At 69.9% G+C, this 17,603-nt stretch carries 12 protein-coding genes; 7 read left to right on the top strand and 5 right to left on the bottom strand.

Annotation, left to right across the window (positions count from 1 at the left end; genetic code table 11):
• Nucleotides 1-59: 59 nt before the first annotated feature.
• Nucleotides 60-965: a tRNA (adenine-N1)-methyltransferase gene (locus DVH02_RS06825; RefSeq protein ID WP_114622792.1), complete on the bottom strand. Its 906-nt coding sequence runs from the start codon at nt 963-965 to the stop codon at nt 60-62.
• Between the two features lie 131 nt (nt 966-1,096).
• Nucleotides 1,097-2,338, bottom strand: a complete 1,242-nt coding sequence (locus tag DVH02_RS06830) for a site-2 protease family protein (protein WP_114622793.1) — start codon at nt 2,336-2,338, stop codon at nt 1,097-1,099.
• A 61-nt stretch (nt 2,339-2,399) separates the two neighbouring features.
• Here DVH02_RS06830 and DVH02_RS06835 point away from each other — a divergent pair, with 61 nt between their 5' ends.
• Entirely contained in the window at nt 2,400-3,317 is a 918-nt protein-coding gene (locus tag DVH02_RS06835) for a RecB family exonuclease (RefSeq protein ID WP_114622794.1), read from the top strand.
• Between the two features lie 145 nt (nt 3,318-3,462).
• Nucleotides 3,463-4,134, top strand: coding sequence for a response regulator (locus tag DVH02_RS06840; RefSeq protein WP_114622795.1), 672 nt, complete (start codon nt 3,463-3,465; stop codon nt 4,132-4,134).
• Nucleotides 4,135-4,231: 97 nt separating this feature from the next.
• On the opposite strand, the gene DVH02_RS06845 is transcribed toward DVH02_RS06840, so the two are convergent.
• The 3 genes from DVH02_RS06845 to metH form a co-directional block, all read right to left on the bottom strand.
• A complete protein-coding gene (locus tag DVH02_RS06845) occupies nt 4,232-5,836 on the bottom strand; it encodes an ABC transporter substrate-binding protein (RefSeq protein WP_114622796.1) in 1,605 nt (534 codons plus the stop codon).
• Between the two features lie 500 nt (nt 5,837-6,336).
• Entirely contained in the window at nt 6,337-7,050 is a 714-nt protein-coding gene (locus DVH02_RS06850) for an HAD family hydrolase (protein WP_114622797.1), read from the bottom strand.
• A gap of 154 nt (nt 7,051-7,204) precedes the next feature.
• Nucleotides 7,205-10,714, bottom strand: a complete 3,510-nt coding sequence (metH, locus tag DVH02_RS06855; RefSeq protein WP_114622798.1) for a methionine synthase — start codon at nt 10,712-10,714, stop codon at nt 7,205-7,207.
• 237 nt (nt 10,715-10,951) lie between these two features.
• Here metH and DVH02_RS06860 point away from each other — a divergent pair, with 237 nt between their 5' ends.
• The 5 genes from DVH02_RS06860 to DVH02_RS06880 all read left to right on the top strand — a co-directional run bounded on the left by DVH02_RS06860 (nt 10,952) and on the right by DVH02_RS06880 (nt 17,520).
• Nucleotides 10,952-11,716: an IclR family transcriptional regulator gene (locus DVH02_RS06860; RefSeq protein WP_114622799.1), complete on the top strand. Its 765-nt coding sequence runs from the start codon at nt 10,952-10,954 to the stop codon at nt 11,714-11,716.
• Nucleotides 11,717-11,946: 230 nt separating this feature from the next.
• On the top strand, nt 11,947-12,738 hold the full coding sequence (locus tag DVH02_RS06865) for an MIP/aquaporin family protein (RefSeq protein ID WP_114622800.1): 792 nt from the start codon (nt 11,947-11,949) through the stop codon (nt 12,736-12,738).
• A gap of 37 nt (nt 12,739-12,775) precedes the next feature.
• On the top strand, nt 12,776-14,323 hold the full coding sequence (glpK, locus tag DVH02_RS06870; RefSeq protein ID WP_114622801.1) for a glycerol kinase GlpK: 1,548 nt from the start codon (nt 12,776-12,778) through the stop codon (nt 14,321-14,323).
• 52 nt (nt 14,324-14,375) lie between these two features.
• Entirely contained in the window at nt 14,376-15,986 is a 1,611-nt protein-coding gene (locus DVH02_RS06875; protein ID WP_114622802.1) for a glycerol-3-phosphate dehydrogenase/oxidase, read from the top strand.
• A 490-nt stretch (nt 15,987-16,476) separates the two neighbouring features.
• The gene (locus DVH02_RS06880) at nt 16,477-17,520 is read left to right on the top strand and encodes a PAC2 family protein (RefSeq protein ID WP_114622803.1); all 1,044 of its coding nucleotides are present in this window, start codon (nt 16,477-16,479) and stop codon (nt 17,518-17,520) included.
• The last annotated feature ends 83 nt before the right edge of the window (nt 17,521-17,603 follow it).

Below are 17,603 nucleotides of genomic sequence, written 5' to 3' on the forward strand. Positions count from 1 at the left end.
CGACGGCGGCGACGGTGTGTTGGCGGCAGGGGCGCGGGTGACCGGCCCGGCCGTCCGGATCAGCGGGCGGCGCCTCCGGTGGCGCTGCCGGGACCGTCGTAGTCGTCGCCGTAGGCGCCCTTGGACGGGCGGCGGCGGCGCAGCGGGGGCTCGACGCCGTCCGCGAGCCGGCGGGCGGTCACCAGGAAGCCGGTGTGGCCGATCATCCGGTGGTCGGGGCGTACGGCCAGCCCTTCGACGTGCCAGTTGCGCACCATGGACTCCCAGGCGGCCGGCTCGTTGAACGTGCCGAACTCCCGGATCGTCTCGACGGTGCGGGACAGCTGAGTGGTCGTCGCGACATAGGCGCACAGGATGCCGCCGGGCACGAGCGCCTTGGAGACGGCCTCGACGCACTCCCAGGGGGCGAGCATGTCGAGGATCACCCGGTCGACGTCCGTGTCGGACAGGTTGTCCTGGAGGTCACCGACCGTCAGTTCCCAGGCGGGGTGCGGCTCACCGAAGTACCGCTCGACGTTCTGCCGGGCGATGTCGGCGAAGTCCTGACGGCGCTCGTAGGAGTGCAGCATCCCCTGGTCGCCGATGACACGCAGCAGGAAGCTGCTGAGCGAGCCGGAGCCGACACCGGCCTCGACGACACGGGCGCCGGGGAAGATGTCGGCGAAGGCCAGGATCTGGCCGGCGTCCTTCGGGTAGACCACAGCGGCGCCGCGGGGCATGGACAGGACATAGTCGGGGAGCAGGGGGCGCAGCGCGAGGTAGGCGACGTTTCCCGTGGTACGGACAACACTGCCCTCGGGAGCACCGATCAGCTCGTCGTGCGGGAAGGACCCTTTGTGGGTATGGAAGTTCTTCCCGGCTTCGAGCGTGAACGTGTAGTGGCGTCCCTTGGGGTCGGTGAGCTGGACCTGGTCCCCGACCTTGAAGGGGCCGCGACGACGGGCGGCACCGGTCGGTTCGGACATACGGTCAGCTTAACCCGTCTTTTGGGCGAGCCCGGCTCGCCTCCGGGGCGCCCCTGCGGCTCGCTCGCCGCGTTCCGGGGTCACTGCCGTTCCGGGGTCACTGCGGTTCTGGCGTCACTGCCGTTCCGGGGTCACTGCGGGCGGGCCATCGCCGAGACGAAGGCGCGCTCGACGTCCGCCGTCGAGAGGACCCCGTAGATCTCTCCCGTCTCCTCCAGTACCAGGTACTCGGTGGCGGGGCTGGCCCTGAGCCGGTCCAGCAGCGCCTCGCCCGCGAGGTCGGCGGGCACCTTCATGCCGTCCGTGAGGTCCTGGGCGAGGCCGCTGACGGCGACCCAGGGGCGGCGGTGCTGCGGGACCCCGACGATCGCGGACTCCCGTACGAGAGCCATCGGCTCGCCCTGGCCGTCCACGACCACCAGCGCGCGGGCGCCGGCCTCGTTGGCGCGGCGCAGGGCTTCGGAGAGCGGGGTGGCGGCCTCGACGGGGACGGCGCGCCGGGTGAGCGCGCGGGCCTGGAGTTCGGGGAGGTGCTCACGGAGCCTGGCCATCCGCAGGCTGTTGCCCGCGCCGGTCCAGATGATCGCGGCGAGGATGGCGGCGAGGAGCGCGTCGGTGACGGTCTCCATGCCGCTGACGTCCCGCGTCGAGGAGGTGAGCGCGCTCGTACGGGTGAGCAGCGGGAGGCCGATCAGTACGGTCACGGCGAGCGCCCTGCCGACCCAGGCGGCGGCGACGGTGCCGCTCATGGGCTTGCCGGTGATCTTCCAGACGACGGCGCGCAGCATCCGGCCGCCGTCGAGCGGGAGGCCGGGCAGCAGGTTGAAGACCGCGACGATCAGGTTGGAGACCATCAGCCCGGCGAGCAGGACCCCGGGCACCGTGCCGGGCTGCACGGTCAGCATGCAGAGGTAGAAGATGCCGGAGAGGACCAGCGACAGCAGCGGTCCGACGAAGGCGAGGATGAACTCGCGGCCCGGTGTCTCGGTCTCCTTCTCGATCTCGGAGACGCCGCCGAAGAACTGGAGCTGGATGCGGCGCACGGGCAGTTTGAAACGCAGGGCCGCGACCGTGTGCGCGAGTTCGTGCACGAGCACGGAGGCGTAGAAGGCGACGGCGAAGAACAGCGCCACCAGATAGCGCAGATTGCCGAGTTCGGGGAGGACCCGGTCGAGTTGGCCGCCGAAGATCCAGGTGATGAGCGCGGCCACCACGAACCAGCTGGGAGCGACGTAGACGGGCACGCCGAAGGGGCGGCCCATGAGAATGCCACCGCCGGGATCCTCGCGGCGCTTCGGCTTGCCGCCGGGGCCCGATTCCCCCTTGCCGGGCTGGGGCAGCTCGCGCTTGCCGCCCTCGTCGTCCTCTTTCACGGGTTCCCTTCGTCGGCAGGGTCGCTCGCTCGATCATGCGGTGCGAGAGGCTCCGTAGTCGATGGTATTCGTCTCGCTGTCAGTGTCGGGTCGTAGGGTCTGCGTCATGAGTACGAGCCTGCCGCCTTCTTCCCTGTCCCCGTCGCGTGCGAACGACTTCATGCAGTGCCCGTTGCTGTACCGCTTCCGGGTGATCGACAAGTTGCCGGAGAAGCCGAGCGAGGCGGCGACGCGGGGCACGCTGGTGCACGCGGTGCTGGAGCGTCTCTTCGACGCCCCGGCGGCCGAGCGCACCGCGCCGCACGCCAAGGCGCTGGTGCCCGGCCAGTGGGACCGGCTGCTGAAGGCCAGGCCGGAGCTGTCGGAGCTGTTCGCGGGGGACGAGGAGGGCGAGCGGCTGGCGCGCTGGCTGACGCAGGCGGAGCAGCTCGTCGAGCGGTGGTTCTCGCTGGAGGACCCGACCCGGCTCGAACCGGCGGAGCGCGAGCTGTTCCTGGAGACGGAGCTGGATTCGGGGCTGCGGCTGCGCGGGGTGATCGACCGGGTCGATGTGGCGCCCACCGGCGAGGTGCGCATCGTCGACTACAAGACGGGCAAGGCGCCGCGTCCGGAGTACGCGGAGGGGGCGCGGTTCCAGATGACGTTCTACGCGCTGGTGGTGCGGCGGCTGAAGGGGGTGCTGCCGCGCCGCCTGCAGCTGGTGTATCTGGGCAGCGGCGAGGTCGTGACGTACGACCCGGTGGAGGCGGACCTCGACCGGGTGGAGCGCAAGCTGCTGGCGCTGTGGGAGGCGATCGAGCGGGCCACGGCGACCGGTGACTGGCAGCCGCGGCGCAGCAAGCTGTGCGGCTGGTGCGACCACCAGGCGGTGTGTCCGGAATTCGGGGGTACGCCGCCGGTGTACCCGCTGAGCGTGGTGCGGCCGGCGGGCGGGGCCGAGTCGGCCGCCGTGCCGGAGAGTGTGCCGGAGAGCGTGTAGACACCGCCCCGGTCGGGCGTGGGGCGGTCAGGCAGAATGGGGCCTGTCCAGGGTGTGTCGCGCGTGTGGCGTCGTCCGCCCGTCGGCCGTCGCGGACGGGACCGTCCGCGACGCACCCCAGTGCCCTTCCGGCAAGGAGTCTCCTGTGACTGTCCGCGTCCTACTGGTCGACGACCAGCCGCTGCTGCGCACCGGATTCCGGATGATCCTGGAGGCGGAGCAGGACATCGCGGTCGTCGGTGAGGCCGGGGACGGTCTCCAGGCGATCGACCAGGTGCGGGCCCTCCAGCCCGACGTGGTGCTGATGGACATCCGGATGCCCCGGATGGACGGGGTCGAGGCGACGCGCCAGATCACCGGGCCCGGCCGCGACGGCCCGGCGAAGGTGCTGGTCCTGACCACCTTCGATCTCGACGAGTACGTGGTGGAGGCGCTGCGCGCGGGTGCCAGCGGCTTTCTGCTCAAGGACGCGCCCGCCAATGAGCTGGTGCAGGCCATCCGGGTGGTCGCGGCGGGCGAGGCGATGCTCGCGCCGAGCATCACGCGCCGGCTGCTCGACAAGTACGCGGATCATCTGCCGTCCGGCGAGGAGCCGCTGCCCGACACGCTGCACACGCTGACCGACCGCGAGGTCGAGGTGCTGAAGCTGGTGGCGCGCGGGCTGTCCAACGCCGAGATCGCGGCGGACCTGTTTGTCAGCGAGACGACGGTGAAGACGCATGTGGGCCATGTGCTGACGAAGCTGGGGCTGCGCGACCGGGTGCAGGCGGCGGTGTACGCGTACGAGAGCGGCCTGGTGCGTCCCGGCGCCCAGTAGGGCTCCGCCCGTGTCCGCGCGGGGGCGGGAGGTACGGCGAAGGGCCGCCGGGAGGTTTCCCGGCGGCCCTTCGTGGTGTCTGGTGTCCTGCCGCGGATCAGGAGGTGGCGGAGCCCCTGCGCAGCTCCCACAGGTGCAGCTCGGCGGAGGAGTTGACCGCCCACTCGACCCCGGTGATCTCGGTGCGGGCGGCGACGTACTGCTTGCCCTGCCAGAGCGGCAGGAAGGGGACGTCCTCGGCGACGATGTTCTGGATCTCGCCGAAGGTCTTCGTGGCGGCGCTGCGGTCGGCTTCCTTGCGCGACTGCGGCAGCAGATCCTTGCGCAGCCTGGGGTTGTCGTACGGGCTGGAGAGGAAGTTGCCCTTGTCCAGGAAGGAGGAGGTATAGGTGTCCGGGTCCGGGAAGTCGGGGAACCAGCCCATGCCGTAGGCCGCGTACTCCCGCTTGACCTCCTTGGGGCGGAAGACCGACCACTCGGTGCCCTTGATCGTGATGTCGAAGAGCTTGCTGCCGTTGAGCTGGTCCCGAAGGGTCTCGAACTCCTTGGCCGTGGCAGAACCGTAGTGGTCGGTGGTGTAGTTCAGCGTGAGCTTCACCGGGGTGGTGATGCCCGCCTCCTGGAGGAGGGCCGCCGCCTTGGCCGTGTCGCCGTCGCCGTACTTGTTGAAGAACGGGTTGGTGTGCGTGGCGATGCTCGACGGGATGAGCGAGTAGAGCGGCTCGGCCATGCCCGCGTACACCTTGTTGATGAGCTGGCCGCGGTCGATGGTGTACGCCATCGCCTGGCGTACCGCCTTCTCCTTGACCGTCGGCGCCTCGGTGTCGAATCCGAGGTAACGGATCTCCAGGCCGGGCATCTCGGTGAGCTGGATGTCGTCCTTGGGCTCCTCGATCAGCTGACGCACCTGTTCGGGGGACATCGCGCGGGTCATCACGTCGATGTCGCCGCTCTCCAGGGCCTCGCCCATGGAGTCGGCGTCCTTGTAGGGACGGATCTCGACCTTGTCGTTCTGGGGCTTGACGGCGCCCTTGTAGTTCGGGTTCTTGGTGAAGACGGCCTTGACGACGGTGTCGTCCTTCAGCTCGGTCTTCATCGTGTACGGGCCCGAGCCGGTCAGGTCGAACCCGTTGCGGAACTTCTTCGCCGGGTAGTCCTTCGCGCTGAGGATGCCGGCCGGCGGGGTCGTCAGCTTGTACGGGAAGGTCGCGTCCGAGGACTTCAGATGGAAGATGATCCTGGAGTCGCCGTCGGTCTCCATGGTGTCGATGGTGTTCACGAGAGCGGCGATACCGCTGGGGTCATCGATGTCCAGGACCCGTTGGATGGAGTACTTGACGTCCTCGGCGGTGACGGGGTCTCCGTTGGAGAACTTGAGCCCCTCGCGCAGGGTGCAGCGGTAGCTCTCGTTGGCCCGGTCGGTGAACGAGCACTCGGAGGCGGCGTCGGGCAACGGCTTGCCGCCACCGCGCGGGATGTACATCAGGTTCTGGACGACTTGGCGCAGCACGTTCCAGGTACCGGCGTCGTAGGCGAAGGCCGGGTCCAGAGGGGCGGGGGCATCCTTGGTGGCGATGTACTGGTCCGTGGTCCCCACGACAATGGCATCACCGCCGGAGCCACCGTCCGAGTCACCGCAACCGGCGAGCACGGGCGCAAGCAGGCCGATCACGACCGGCAGCACCAAAGTCTTGCGGTTCATCCTGGACGTACTCCCTCATCCGGCACTGAGATACAACGGTGCGAGGAGACTCCGCCGCGTTTACCCGGTCGGGGCAGTGCGATCGGGCCGGGATCCAGGGCGATCGGTCCTGTGTACATGGCGACTTGGGTGGCCGTCGGGACACGTCGTTGATGCGGCGAAGTACTCGCCACGAGATTAGTCGGAGGCACCGGGAATGCCGGAACGGGCCCGATCTGAAACGTCATCACACAGTGATCGACAATAGCGGCCAGTGAATATGCCGACGCTGGAATGTTTCGTACACGTCTCCACCAATACGGACACAAGGGCACAGGAACCGGCGTGTGGGGCCGCACTGGAACAGCCGGATCGGCCGCTGTCGATGAGCAGGCAGGTGATAAAGGTCACTCACCAAGCATTTCGGTTCGGCTCCGACCGGCCCGGTCGGGGGGCCGTGTGGTAACAGAAAATATCCGCGCCAATGCGATGAGTTCCCTTCCCGCATTACGGCGCGACACTCAGTGTGCGCGCCGGTCCCTTCCTGTCATCAGATCGCGCAGGAATACCAGGTCGATGTCCTCCAGCGACGCCACGACCGTCCGGCCGGGCGCGGGCGCGATGGCGGCGACGGAGGGGACGGCGACCACGGGGCATCCCGCGGCCTCGGCGGAGGCCACTCCGGTGGCGGTGTCCTCGATGACGACACACCGCGCGGGATCTGCCTTCAGGCCGCGCGCGGCGACCAGATACGGGTCCGGATGGGGCTTGGTCCTGGCAACCTCGTCGCCCGCTACGGTCAGCGCGAAGTTCTTCGGGCCCAGCGAGATCAGCACACGGTCGATGATGCGCCGGTGCGAGGCGGAGACCAGGGCGGTGGGCACCTCGTGCGCGGCCAGTTCGGCGAGCAGCCGCTGGGCGCCCGGCATCAGCGGCACCCCCAGTCCGATGCGTTCCTCGAAGGTCTCGTTGAGGAGCACGGTCAGCTCGGCGAGGGCGATGCCGGCGCCGGTGGCCTCGATGAGGAAGCCCGCGCTGCGGGTCATGGGCCCGCCGACCACCACGTCGCGCCAGGACTCGTCGAGGACGTGACCGAGGCTCTTGAAGACCTCGACCTCCGCGTCCCACCAGAAGCCCTCGCTGTCGACGAGTGTGCCGTCCATGTCGAGCAGAACACCCTGAAGGGCGGACCCTTCGGCCGTACGGGTCAGGGACGCGGGGACCGTACTGGTCATCCGGCACACCTCCATGGGGGACGAGAAGGCCGGTCACCTCTCCCGCGGGCTCTCCCCCGCCGGGACAGGCGACCGGCCTGCACTGGACCGACCAGTGTACGACTCGTCCGCCGCTCACGCCGCCCGGATTCCACCGGGTGCGGCCCGCGGGGCCTCAGCGCGCGTTGAAGTACTTCGCCTCGGGGTGGTGGATGACGATGGCGTCGGTGGACTGCTCGGGGTGGAGCTGGAACTCCTCGGACAGCTCGACGCCGATGCGGCCCGGCTCCAGCAGGTCCGCGATCTTGGCGCGGTCCTCCAGGTCGGGGCAGGCGCCGTAGCCGAGCGAGAAGCGCGCTCCCCGGTACTTGAGGGCGAACATGTCCTGGACCTCGGCCGGGTCCTCGCCCGCGAAGCCCAGCTCGGAGCGGACCCGGGCGTGCCAGTACTCGGCGAGCGCCTCGGCGAGCTGGACGGAGAGCCCGTGCAGCTCCAGGTAGTCGCGGTAGGCGTTGGCCTCGAACAGCTCCGCGGTCGCCTCGCCGATCTTCGAGCCGACCGTGACGACCTGGAGTCCGACCACGTCCCTCTCGCCGGACTCCTCCGGGCGGAAGAAGTCCGCCAGGCAGAGCCGTCGGCCGCGGCGCTGGCGCGGGAAGGTGAAGCGGGTCCGCTCCGAGCCGTCGTCGTTCAGCAGGATCAGGTCGTCGCCCTTGGACACACAGGGGAAGTAGCCGTAGACGACGGCCGCCTCCAGCATGTTGCGCGTGTGCATCTTCTCCAGCCAGCCGCGCAGATGGGGCCGGCCCTCGCTCTCCACCAGCTCCTCGTAGCCGGGGCCGCCCTTGCGGGACTCCTTCAGCCCCCACTGGCCCTTGAAGAGGGCTCCCTCGTCGAGCCAGGAGGCGTACTCCTTGAGCTGGATGCCCTTGACGACACGGGTGCCCCAGAACGGCGGTTCGGGGACGGGGTTGTCCACCGAGACGTCCGAGCGGACGGCGCCCTCCTCGGGGCGCTCCTCCACCACGGTGCTCGGCGCGGCCCTGACCCGGCGCTGCTTCAGCTCGGGGAGCACGGCGCCGGGGACGCCGCGCTTGACGGCGATCAGGGCGTCCATCAGGCGCAGGCCCTCGAACGCGTCGCGCGCGTAGCGGACTTCGCCCTCGTAGATCTCGTGGAGGTCCTGTTCGACATAGGCCCTGGTCAGCGCGGCGCCGCCGAGGATCACCGGGTAGTCGGCGGCCATCTGGCGCTGGTTCAGCTCCTGGAGGTTCTCCTTCATGATCACCGTGGACTTGACGAGCAGGCCGGACATGCCGATGACATCGGCCCGGTGCTCCTGCGCCGCGTCCAGGATCGCGGCGACGGGCTGCTTGATGCCGAGGTTGACCACGTTGTAGCCGTTGTTGGAGAGGATGATGTCGACCAGGTTCTTGCCGATGTCGTGGACATCGCCGCGGACGGTGGCGAGCACGATGGTGCCCTTGCCCTCGTCGTCGGTCTTCTCCATGTGCGGTTCGAGATGGGCGACCGCCGTCTTCATCACCTCGGCCGACTGGAGGACGAACGGCAGCTGCATCTGGCCGGAGCCGAACAGCTCGCCGACGACCTTCATGCCCTCCAGCAGTGTGTCGTTGACGATGTCGAGCGCGGGCCGGGTGGTGAGCGCCTCGTCCAGGTCGGCCTCCAGGCCGTTCTTCTCCCCGTCGATGATCCGGCGCTGGAGCCGCTCGTCCAGCGGCAGCGCGAGAAGTTCCTCGGCCCGGCCGTCCTTCATCGACTTGGTGTTGACGCCCTCGAACAGCTCCATCAGCCTCTGGAGCGGGTCGTACCCCTCGGCGCGCCGGTCGTAGATCAGGTCGTGGGCGGCCTTGACCTGCTCCTCCTCCAGCCGCGCGATCGGCAGGATCTTCGAGGCGTGCACGATCGCGGAGTCCAGTCCGGCCTTGACGCACTCGTCCAGGAAGACGGAGTTGAGGACGATACGGGCCGCCGGGTTCAGCCCGAACGAGATGTTCGACAGGCCGAGCGTCGTCTGGACGTCGGGGTGGCGGCGCTTGAGTTCGCGGATCGCCCCGATGGTGGCGATGCCGTCGCCGCGGGACTCCTCCTGGCCCGTGCAGATGGTGAAGGTGAGGCAGTCGATGAGGATGTCCGACTCGTGCACCCCCCAGGTGGTGGTCAGGTCGGTGATCAGCCGTTCGGCGATGGCGACCTTGTGTTCGACGGTACGGGCCTGGCCCTCCTCGTCGATGGTGAGCGCGATCAGCGCGGCGCCGTGCTCGACGGCCAGCTCGGTGACCTTGGTGAAGCGCGACTCGGGGCCGTCGCCGTCCTCGTAGTTGACGGAGTTGATGACGGCCCGGCCGCCGAGCTTCTCCAGTCCGGCGCGCAGGACGGGCAGTTCGGTGGAGTCGAGCACGATGGGCAGGGTGGAGGCGGTGGCGAACCGGCCCGCCAGCTCGGCCATGTCGGCGACGCCGTCCCGGCCCACGTAGTCGACGCAGAGGTCCAGCAGGTGGGCGCCCTCGCGGATCTGGTCGCGGGCCATCTCCACACAGTCGTCCCAGCGGCCTGCCAGCATGGCATCCCGGAACTTCTTCGAACCGTTGGCGTTGGTGCGCTCGCCGATCGCGAGGTACGAGGCGTCCTGCCGGAACGGCACGGTCTGGTAGAGGGAGGCGGCGCCCGGCTCGGGGTGCGGGGTGCGCTCGGTCAGCGCCGTACCCCTGACGCGTTCGACGACCTGGCGCAGGTGCTCCGGGGTCGTACCGCAGCAGCCGCCCACCAGCGAGAGGCCGTATTCGCCGACGAACGTCTCCTGCGCGTCGGCCAGCTCGGCGGCGGAGAGCGGGTAGTGCGCCCCGTCCTTGCCGAGGACGGGCAGCCCCGCGTTGGGCATGCAGGAGAGCGGGATCCGCGAGTGGCGGGCGAGATAGCGCAGGTGCTCGCTCATCTCGGCGGGGCCGGTGGCGCAGTTGAGGCCGATCATGTCGATGCCGAGCGGCTCCAGGGCGGTGAGGGCCGCGCCGATCTCCGAGCCGAGGAGCATCGTGCCGGTCGTCTCCACCGTGACCGAGCAGATGATCGGCAGGTTCAGCCCGGAGGAGCGCAGGGCCTGGCGGGCGCCGAGGACGGCGGCCTTGGTCTGCAACAGGTCCTGGGTGGTCTCGACCAGCAGGGCATCGGCGCCCCCGGCGATCAGCCCCTCGGCGTTGCGCTGGTAGGCGTCGCGCAGCGTGACGTAGGGGGCGTGGCCCAGCGTCGGCAGCTTGGTGCCGGGGCCCATCGACCCGAGCACCCAGCGCTGCGCCCCGGTGGAGGCGGTGAACTCGTCGGCGACCTCGCGGGCGATCCGGGCGCCCGCCTCGGCCAGCTCGAAGACGCGCTCCGGGATGTCGTACTCCGCCAGCGCGGCGTGGTTCGTGCCGAAGGTGTTGGTCTCCACGCAGTCGACGCCGACGGCGAAGTACTCCTGGTGGACCGAGCGGACGATGTCCGGGCGGGTCACATTGAGGATCTCGTTGCAGCCTTCCAGGTCCTGGAAGTCCTCCATCGTCGGATCCTGGGCCTGGAGCATGGTGCCCATGGCTCCGTCGGCCACCACCACACGGGTGGCGAGCGCCTCACGGAGGGCATCGATACGGGTCCGGCTGTCTGCGGACGGGGTCGGCGACGAGGCCATGAAAGTACTCCCGGGGCTGCGACGGCTGTCGGCTTTGCGCCCGACTGGTGGCAGGCGCACCCGGCCAGCGTAGCCGGGTGCGCCCAGGTCCGGTACGGCGTCCCAGCGGGCGGACGGCATCCTGTGGACGGGAATCTCCCGGGTCCGCGGTCTTGACAGACCCTCTCCACGAGGAGAAAAGGTCGGCATCGGCCGATAGTGTTCAGCATTGTCGAACGTAGTGGAGGTCCGGGTCCGATGGCGAAGAACATCCAGTCGCTGGAACGGGCGGCTGCCATGCTCCGGCTGCTCGCGGGCGGCGAGCGCCGGCTCGGCCTGTCCGAGATCGCCTCCTCGGTGGGGCTGGCCAAGGGCACCGCGCACGGCATCCTGCGCACCCTCCAGGCCGAGGGCTTCGTCGAGCAGGACGCCGCCTCCGGGCGCTACCAGCTGGGGGCGGAGCTGCTGCGGCTGGGCAACAGCTATCTGGACGTGCACGAGCTGCGCGCCAGGGCGCTGGTCTGGACCGACGACCTGGCCAGGTCCAGCGGCGAGAGCGTGCACCTGGGCGTCGTGCACCAGCAGGGCGTACTGATCGTCCACCATGTCTTCCGCCCGGACGACAGCCGGCAGGTCCTGGAGGTCGGCGCCATGCAGCCGATGCACTCGACCGCGCTGGGCAAGGTGCTGTCGGCGTACGACCCGGTGGCGCACAGCGAGGCGGTGGAGGGTGAGCGCGAGGCGTTCACCGCGCGCACCATCACCGCCCTGGGCGAGTTCGAGGCGGTTCTCGACCTGACCAGGGCGCGCGGCTGGGCGGCGGACGTCGAGGAGACCTGGGAGGGGGTGGCCGCGGTGGCGGCGCCCATCCACGACCGGCGGCGGATGCCGGTGGGGGCCATCGCCATCACCGGAGCGGTGGAGCGGCTGTGCCCTGCGGGCGAGCTGCGGCCCGAGCTGGTGGCCGCCGTGCGCGAATGCGCGCGGGCCGTCTCCAGGGACATCGGCGCCGGGCGGTTTTGAGCGCTATGCCCGATCATCGGTATTGATCGAGGTTTCGACCACCGAACTCTTGACGGAGGGTCGCCCCAAGGACAAAACTGCCGTTCAACGGTCGGCATTGTCGAACACTTGCCGGTAATACGAGTTAGTGTGTGACAACGCCATGGGCCGGTATCGCCCTCCCCATGAGGGCGCGGACCATCTGGTGCGAACCGGAGGTTTGTCCTCCCCCCTGGACGAAGGAGTCTCGGGTGTCCCACTTCGACATCTTCATAGGCGAGGTCACAGGTACGGCCCTGTTGATCCTGCTCGGTGGCGGCGTAGTCGCCGGGGTTGTTCTCAAGCGTTCCAAGGCCCAGAACGCGGGGTGGCTGGCCATCAGCTTCGGCTGGGGCTTCGCCGTCATGGTCGGCGCCTACCTGTCGGCGCCACTCTCGGGGGCCCATCTCAATCCGGCCGTCACGCTCGCACTCGCGATCGAGGGGGGCACCCGGTGGAGCGATGTCCCCCTCTACATCGGCTCCCAGCTGCTGGGAGCGATGATCGGTGCTTTCCTGGTCTGGGTGGCATACCAGGGACAGTTCAAGGCGCATCTCACCGACCCGGAGATCGTGGCCTCCCAGCCGCGCGTCGAAGGGCTGGTCGACCAGACGTCGGCTCCCGAGGCCGGGCCCGTCCTCGGCGTCTTCTCCACGGGACCCGAGGTCCGCAACGTGGCGCAGAACATGCTCACGGAGATCATCGCGACCTTCGTCCTGGTCATCGCGATCCTCACGCAGGGGCTCAACGACAAGGGCAACGGCCTCGGTGTGCTGGGCGTGCTGATCACCGCGTTCGTCGTGGTCTCCATCGGCCTCTCGCTGGGCGGCCCGACCGGATACGCCATCAACCCCGCCCGTGACCTGGGACCGCGCATCGTCCACGCGCTGCTCCCGCTGCCCAACAAGGGCGGCTCCGACTGGAGCTATGCCTGGATACCCGTGGTGGCCCCGCTGATCGGCGGCGCGCTGGCCGGCGGCTACTACAACTGGGTCCTGACGTAATTCCCCCTCCCCTTCGCACCGAGCAGGAGCAGACACCGTGAGCGACACCACCACCGGCACCTCCTCCCACGGGACGGGCCCGTTCATCGCGGCCATCGACCAGGGCACCACGTCGAGTCGCTGCATCGTCTTCGACCGGGACGGCCGCATCGTCGCGGTCGACCAGAAGGAGCACGAGCAGATCTTTCCCAAGCCCGGCTGGGTGGAACACGACGCCACCGAGATCTGGACGAACGTCCAGGAAGTCGTGGCCCGCGCCATCGAGAAGGCCGGCATCACCTCGGCCGACGTCAAGGCGATCGGCATCACCAACCAGCGCGAGACCACCCTCCTGTGGGACAAGAACACCGGGGAGCCCGTCCACAACGCCATCGTCTGGCAGGACACCCGCACCGACGCGCTCTGCCGGGAGCTGGGCCGCAACGTCGGCCAGGACCGCTTCCGCCGCGAGACGGGGCTGCCGCTGGCCAGCTACTTCGCCGGGCCGAAGGCCCGCTGGCTGCTGGACAACGTGGCGGGGCTGCGCGAGCGCGCCGAGCGCGGCGACATCCTCTTCGGCACGATGGACTCCTGGGTCATCTGGAATCTGACCGGCGGGACCGACGGCGGGGTGCACGTCACCGACGTCACCAACGCCTCGCGCACCATGCTGATGAACCTGCACAACCTCCAGTGGGACCAGAAGATCCTGGACTCGATGCAGGTCCCGGCCGCCATGCTGCCGGAGATCCGCTCCTCGGCCGAGGTGTACGGGCACGCCAAGGGCGGCGTGCTGGACGGCATCCCGGTCGCCTCGGCGCTCGGCGACCAGCAGGCGGCCCTGTTCGGCCAGACCTGTTTCGCCGAGGGCGAGGCCAAGTCCACGTACGGCACCGGCACCTTCATGCTGATGAACACCGCCGGGAAGCCCGTCAACTCGTACAACGGACTGCTGACCACGGTCGGCTACCGGATCGGCGACGAGCCCGCGGTGTACGCGCTGGAGGGATCCATCGCCGTCACCGGTTCGCTGGTGCAGTGGATGCGCGACCAGATGGGCCTGATCAAGTCGGCCGCCGAGATCGAGACGCTGGCCTCCTCCGTCGAGGACAACGGCGGCGCCTACTTCGTCCCCGCCTTCTCCGGCCTCTTCGCCCCGCACTGGCGCCCCGACGCCCGGGGCGTCATCGCCGGTCTGACCGGCTACGTCACCAAGGCGCACATCGCCCGCGCGGTGCTGGAGGCCACGGCCTGGCAGACCCGCGAGATCAGCGACGCCATGACCAAGGACTCCGGCGTCGAGCTGACGTCGCTCAAGGTCGACGGCGGAATGACCTCCAACAACCTGCTGATGCAGACACTCTCCGACGTCCTGGACGCACCTGTGGTGCGCCCGATGGTCGCGGAGACCACCTGCCTCGGCGCCGCCTACGCCGCGGGACTGGCCGTGGGCTTCTGGCCGGACACCGACGCCCTGCGCGCCAACTGGCGCCGGGCCGCCGAGTGGACGCCCCGGATGGACGCGGCCGTACGCGACCGCGAGTACAAGAACTGGCTCAAGGCCGTCGAGCGGACCATGGGCTGGCTCGACAACGAAGACAGTTGAAATCGGACAGCTGACGAGCCGGTGAGCCGGCAGAGCTGAAGAGGAGTCACCTATGAGCACCCTGCAGAGCGTCCCCGCACTGGGGACGCACCCGGCCGGCGGTTCCCTGCCGAGCCGCGCCGAGACCCGGGACCAGCTGTCCAACGCGACATACGACCTGCTGGTGATCGGCGGCGGCATCCTGGGCATCTCCACCGCCTGGCATGCCTCCCAGTCGGGACTGCGGGTGGCCCTGGTGGACGGCGGCGACTTCGCCGGCGCCACCTCCTCCGCCTCCTCGAAGCTGCTCCACGGCGGGCTGCGCTACCTGCAGACCGGCGCGGTCAAGCTGGTGGCGGAGAACCACTTCGAGCGGCGGGCGGTCTCCCGGCAGGTGGCGCCGCACCTGGCCAACCCGCTCACCTTCTACCTGCCGGTCTACAAGGGCGGCCCGCACGGCGCGGCCAAGCTCGGCGCGGGCGTCTTCGCCTACTCCGCGCTCTCCGCGTTCGGCGACGGCGTCGGCCATGTGATCAGCCCGGACAAGGCGCGGCAGGCCGTGCCCGAGCTGCGTACGGACAACCTCAAGGCCGTGGCCGTGTACGGCGACGACCAGATGAACGACGCGCGGATGGCGCTGATGACGGTGCGCGCGGCCGTCGACTCCGGCGCCACCGTCCTCAACCACGCCTCGGTCACCGGGCTGCGCTTCACCCAGGGCCGGGTCACCGGCGCCGAGCTGAAGGACCGGCTCGACGGTACGGAGTTCGGCGTCGACGCCCGGCTGGTGCTCAACGCCACCGGCCCCTGGGTCGACCACCTGCGCAGGCTGGAGAACCCGAACGCGGCGCCCTCCATCCGGCTCTCCAAGGGCGCCCACCTGGTCCTCAAGCGCACCGCGCCGTGGAAGGCCGCGCTGGCCACACCCATCGACAAGTACCGCATCACCTTCGCCCTCCCCTGGGAGGACATGCTGCTCCTCGGCACGACCGACGAGGAGTACGAGGGCGAGCCCGGCGATGTCGCGGTCAACGAGAAGGACATCCACCAGATCCTGGACGAGGCGGCCTTCTCCGTACGCGACCAGCAGCTCGGCCGGGATCTGATCACCTACTCCTTCGCCGGGCTGCGCGTCCTGCCCGGCGGCCCCGGCGACACCTCCAAGGCCAAGCGCGAGACCGTCGTGACGGAGGGCCGCGGCGGCATGCTGTCCGTCGCGGGCGGCAAGTGGACGACCTTCCGCCACATCGGCCGTACCGTCCTGAAGAAGCTGGAGTCGCTGCCGGGCCACCCGCTCGGCCAGGGCATGGAGCCGGTCTCCCAGCTGCCGAAGAAGCTTCCGCTGCCGGGCATCGCGAGCCCGAACGCCGTCGCGCACCGGCTGCTGATCGACGGCGGCGGCACGGGCCCGTCCATGGCGGTCGACACGGCCCGCCATCTCGCCACCCACTACGGGTCGCTGGCCTTCGACATCGTGCGGCTGGCGAACGAGTACCCGGAGCTGGGCGAGCGGATCCACCCGGACGCCCCGGAGATCTGGGCGCAGGTCGTCTACGCCAGGGACCACGAGTGGGCCGAGACGGCGGACGACGTGCTGCGCCGCCGTACCACCCTGACCATCCGGGGCCTGGACACCGACCCGATCCGCGCCAGGGTCGCCGAACTGCTCGCCGAACGGGCCTGACGCTCCCCGGACACGGGATGGAGGGGCGCTCCCGGCCGGGAGCGCCTTTCGGCGGTGGCGACGGCGCGCGATACATAGGATGTCTGTTCGGTGGCCGGGCGTGCCGGGCGGTACGGGCCATGCCGAGGGCCTTGGACGTCGAGGGCGCGGTGCCGCCGGTGACCAGCGCGCCGAGCCCTTCGAAGCGCCGCGCTCCGGCCGTACGGCCGGTGCCGCTCCGTGTCACCCGCACCTCTCGCGGCGAACATCGGATCTCTTGTCGTCATCCGATGTACAGCGCCGGAGAGGCGGGAGCATCCGGGGTGGGGCCGAAAATCCGGGGCATTGCTCGGATGAATCCGTGGAGAAGTGGACAGGGAGAGGGGGAACTTTCTCCGCGCCGCGACCCGGTACGGCGAAGTTCACCCGGCCGTGCACAGGGCTGCGGGCGGGGACGGCTGACGCCGTAAGGTTGGTGCGTACGAGAGGCAACTTCGGAAGGAGGCACTGGGTGATCGAGCTCGACGGGGTTCCCGAGCTGATCGACCCGGTCATGGTGGCCGCGTTCGAGGGCTGGAACGACGCGGGCGACTCGGCCTCCACAGCGGTGGCTCATCTGCACCGCGAATGGAAGGGCGAGGTGTTCGCGGCGCTGGACGCCGAGGACTACTACGACTTTCAGGTCAACCGGCCCACGGTCTATCTGGAGGGCGGCCAGCGGAAGATCACCTGGCCGACCACCCGGCTCTCCGTGGTCCGGGTGGGCGGTGAGAAACCCCGCGACCTGGTGCTGGTGCGCGGCATCGAGCCGTCCATGCGCTGGCGCTCGTTCTGCAACGAGCTGCTGGGCTTCGCCCATGAGCTGGGCGTGGAGATGGTGGTCATCCTGGGCGCGCTCCTCGGCGACACCCCGCACACCCGGCCGGTACCGGTCAGCGGGGTCACCTCCGACACGGATCTGGCCAGGACGATGGATCTGGAGGAGACCCGCTACGAGGGGCCGACCGGCATCGTCGGCATCCTCCAGGAGGCGTGCACACACGCGGGAGTGCCGGCGGTGAGCCTGTGGGCCGCCGTACCGCACTACGTCTCGCAGCCGCCCAACCCGAAGGCGACGCTGGCGCTGCTGAACCGTCTGGAGGATCTGATCGGTCTGCGGATCCCGCAGGGCGAGCTGGCCGAGGACGCGCGCGCGTGGCAGCTGGGGGTCGATCAACTGGCCTCCGAGGACACCGAGGTGGCGGAGTACGTCCAGTCGCTGGAGGAGGCGCGGGACACCGCCGAGCTGCCCGAGGCGACCGGCGAGGCCATCGCCAAGGAGTTCGAACGGTATCTGCGGCGGCGCGACGGCGGTCCGGGCCAGGGGCCCGGCGGCCACGCCACGGAGAGCGGTGACGGCGCGTCGTATCTGCGCGACACGCCGGGCACCGGGCGGGCCCGCCCGCAGAAGCCACCGCGCGGTGGCCCCGACACGGGCAAGGACCCGGAGCAGGGACCGGGACAGGGTCCGGGGCACGCTTCCCCGGACGACGAGGACGGCTCCGCGGAGTCCTGAGGACCCGCAGGGGCCGACCCCGGCCGGAGAGCGGGCGGGGCCCGGCGCGCATCGCGTTCGGCCCGCCCGCTCTCCGGCCGGGG

This window comes from Streptomyces corynorhini (genome assembly GCF_003346515.1).
Taxonomy (GTDB): Bacteria; Actinomycetota; Actinomycetes; order Streptomycetales; family Streptomycetaceae; genus Streptomyces; species Streptomyces corynorhini.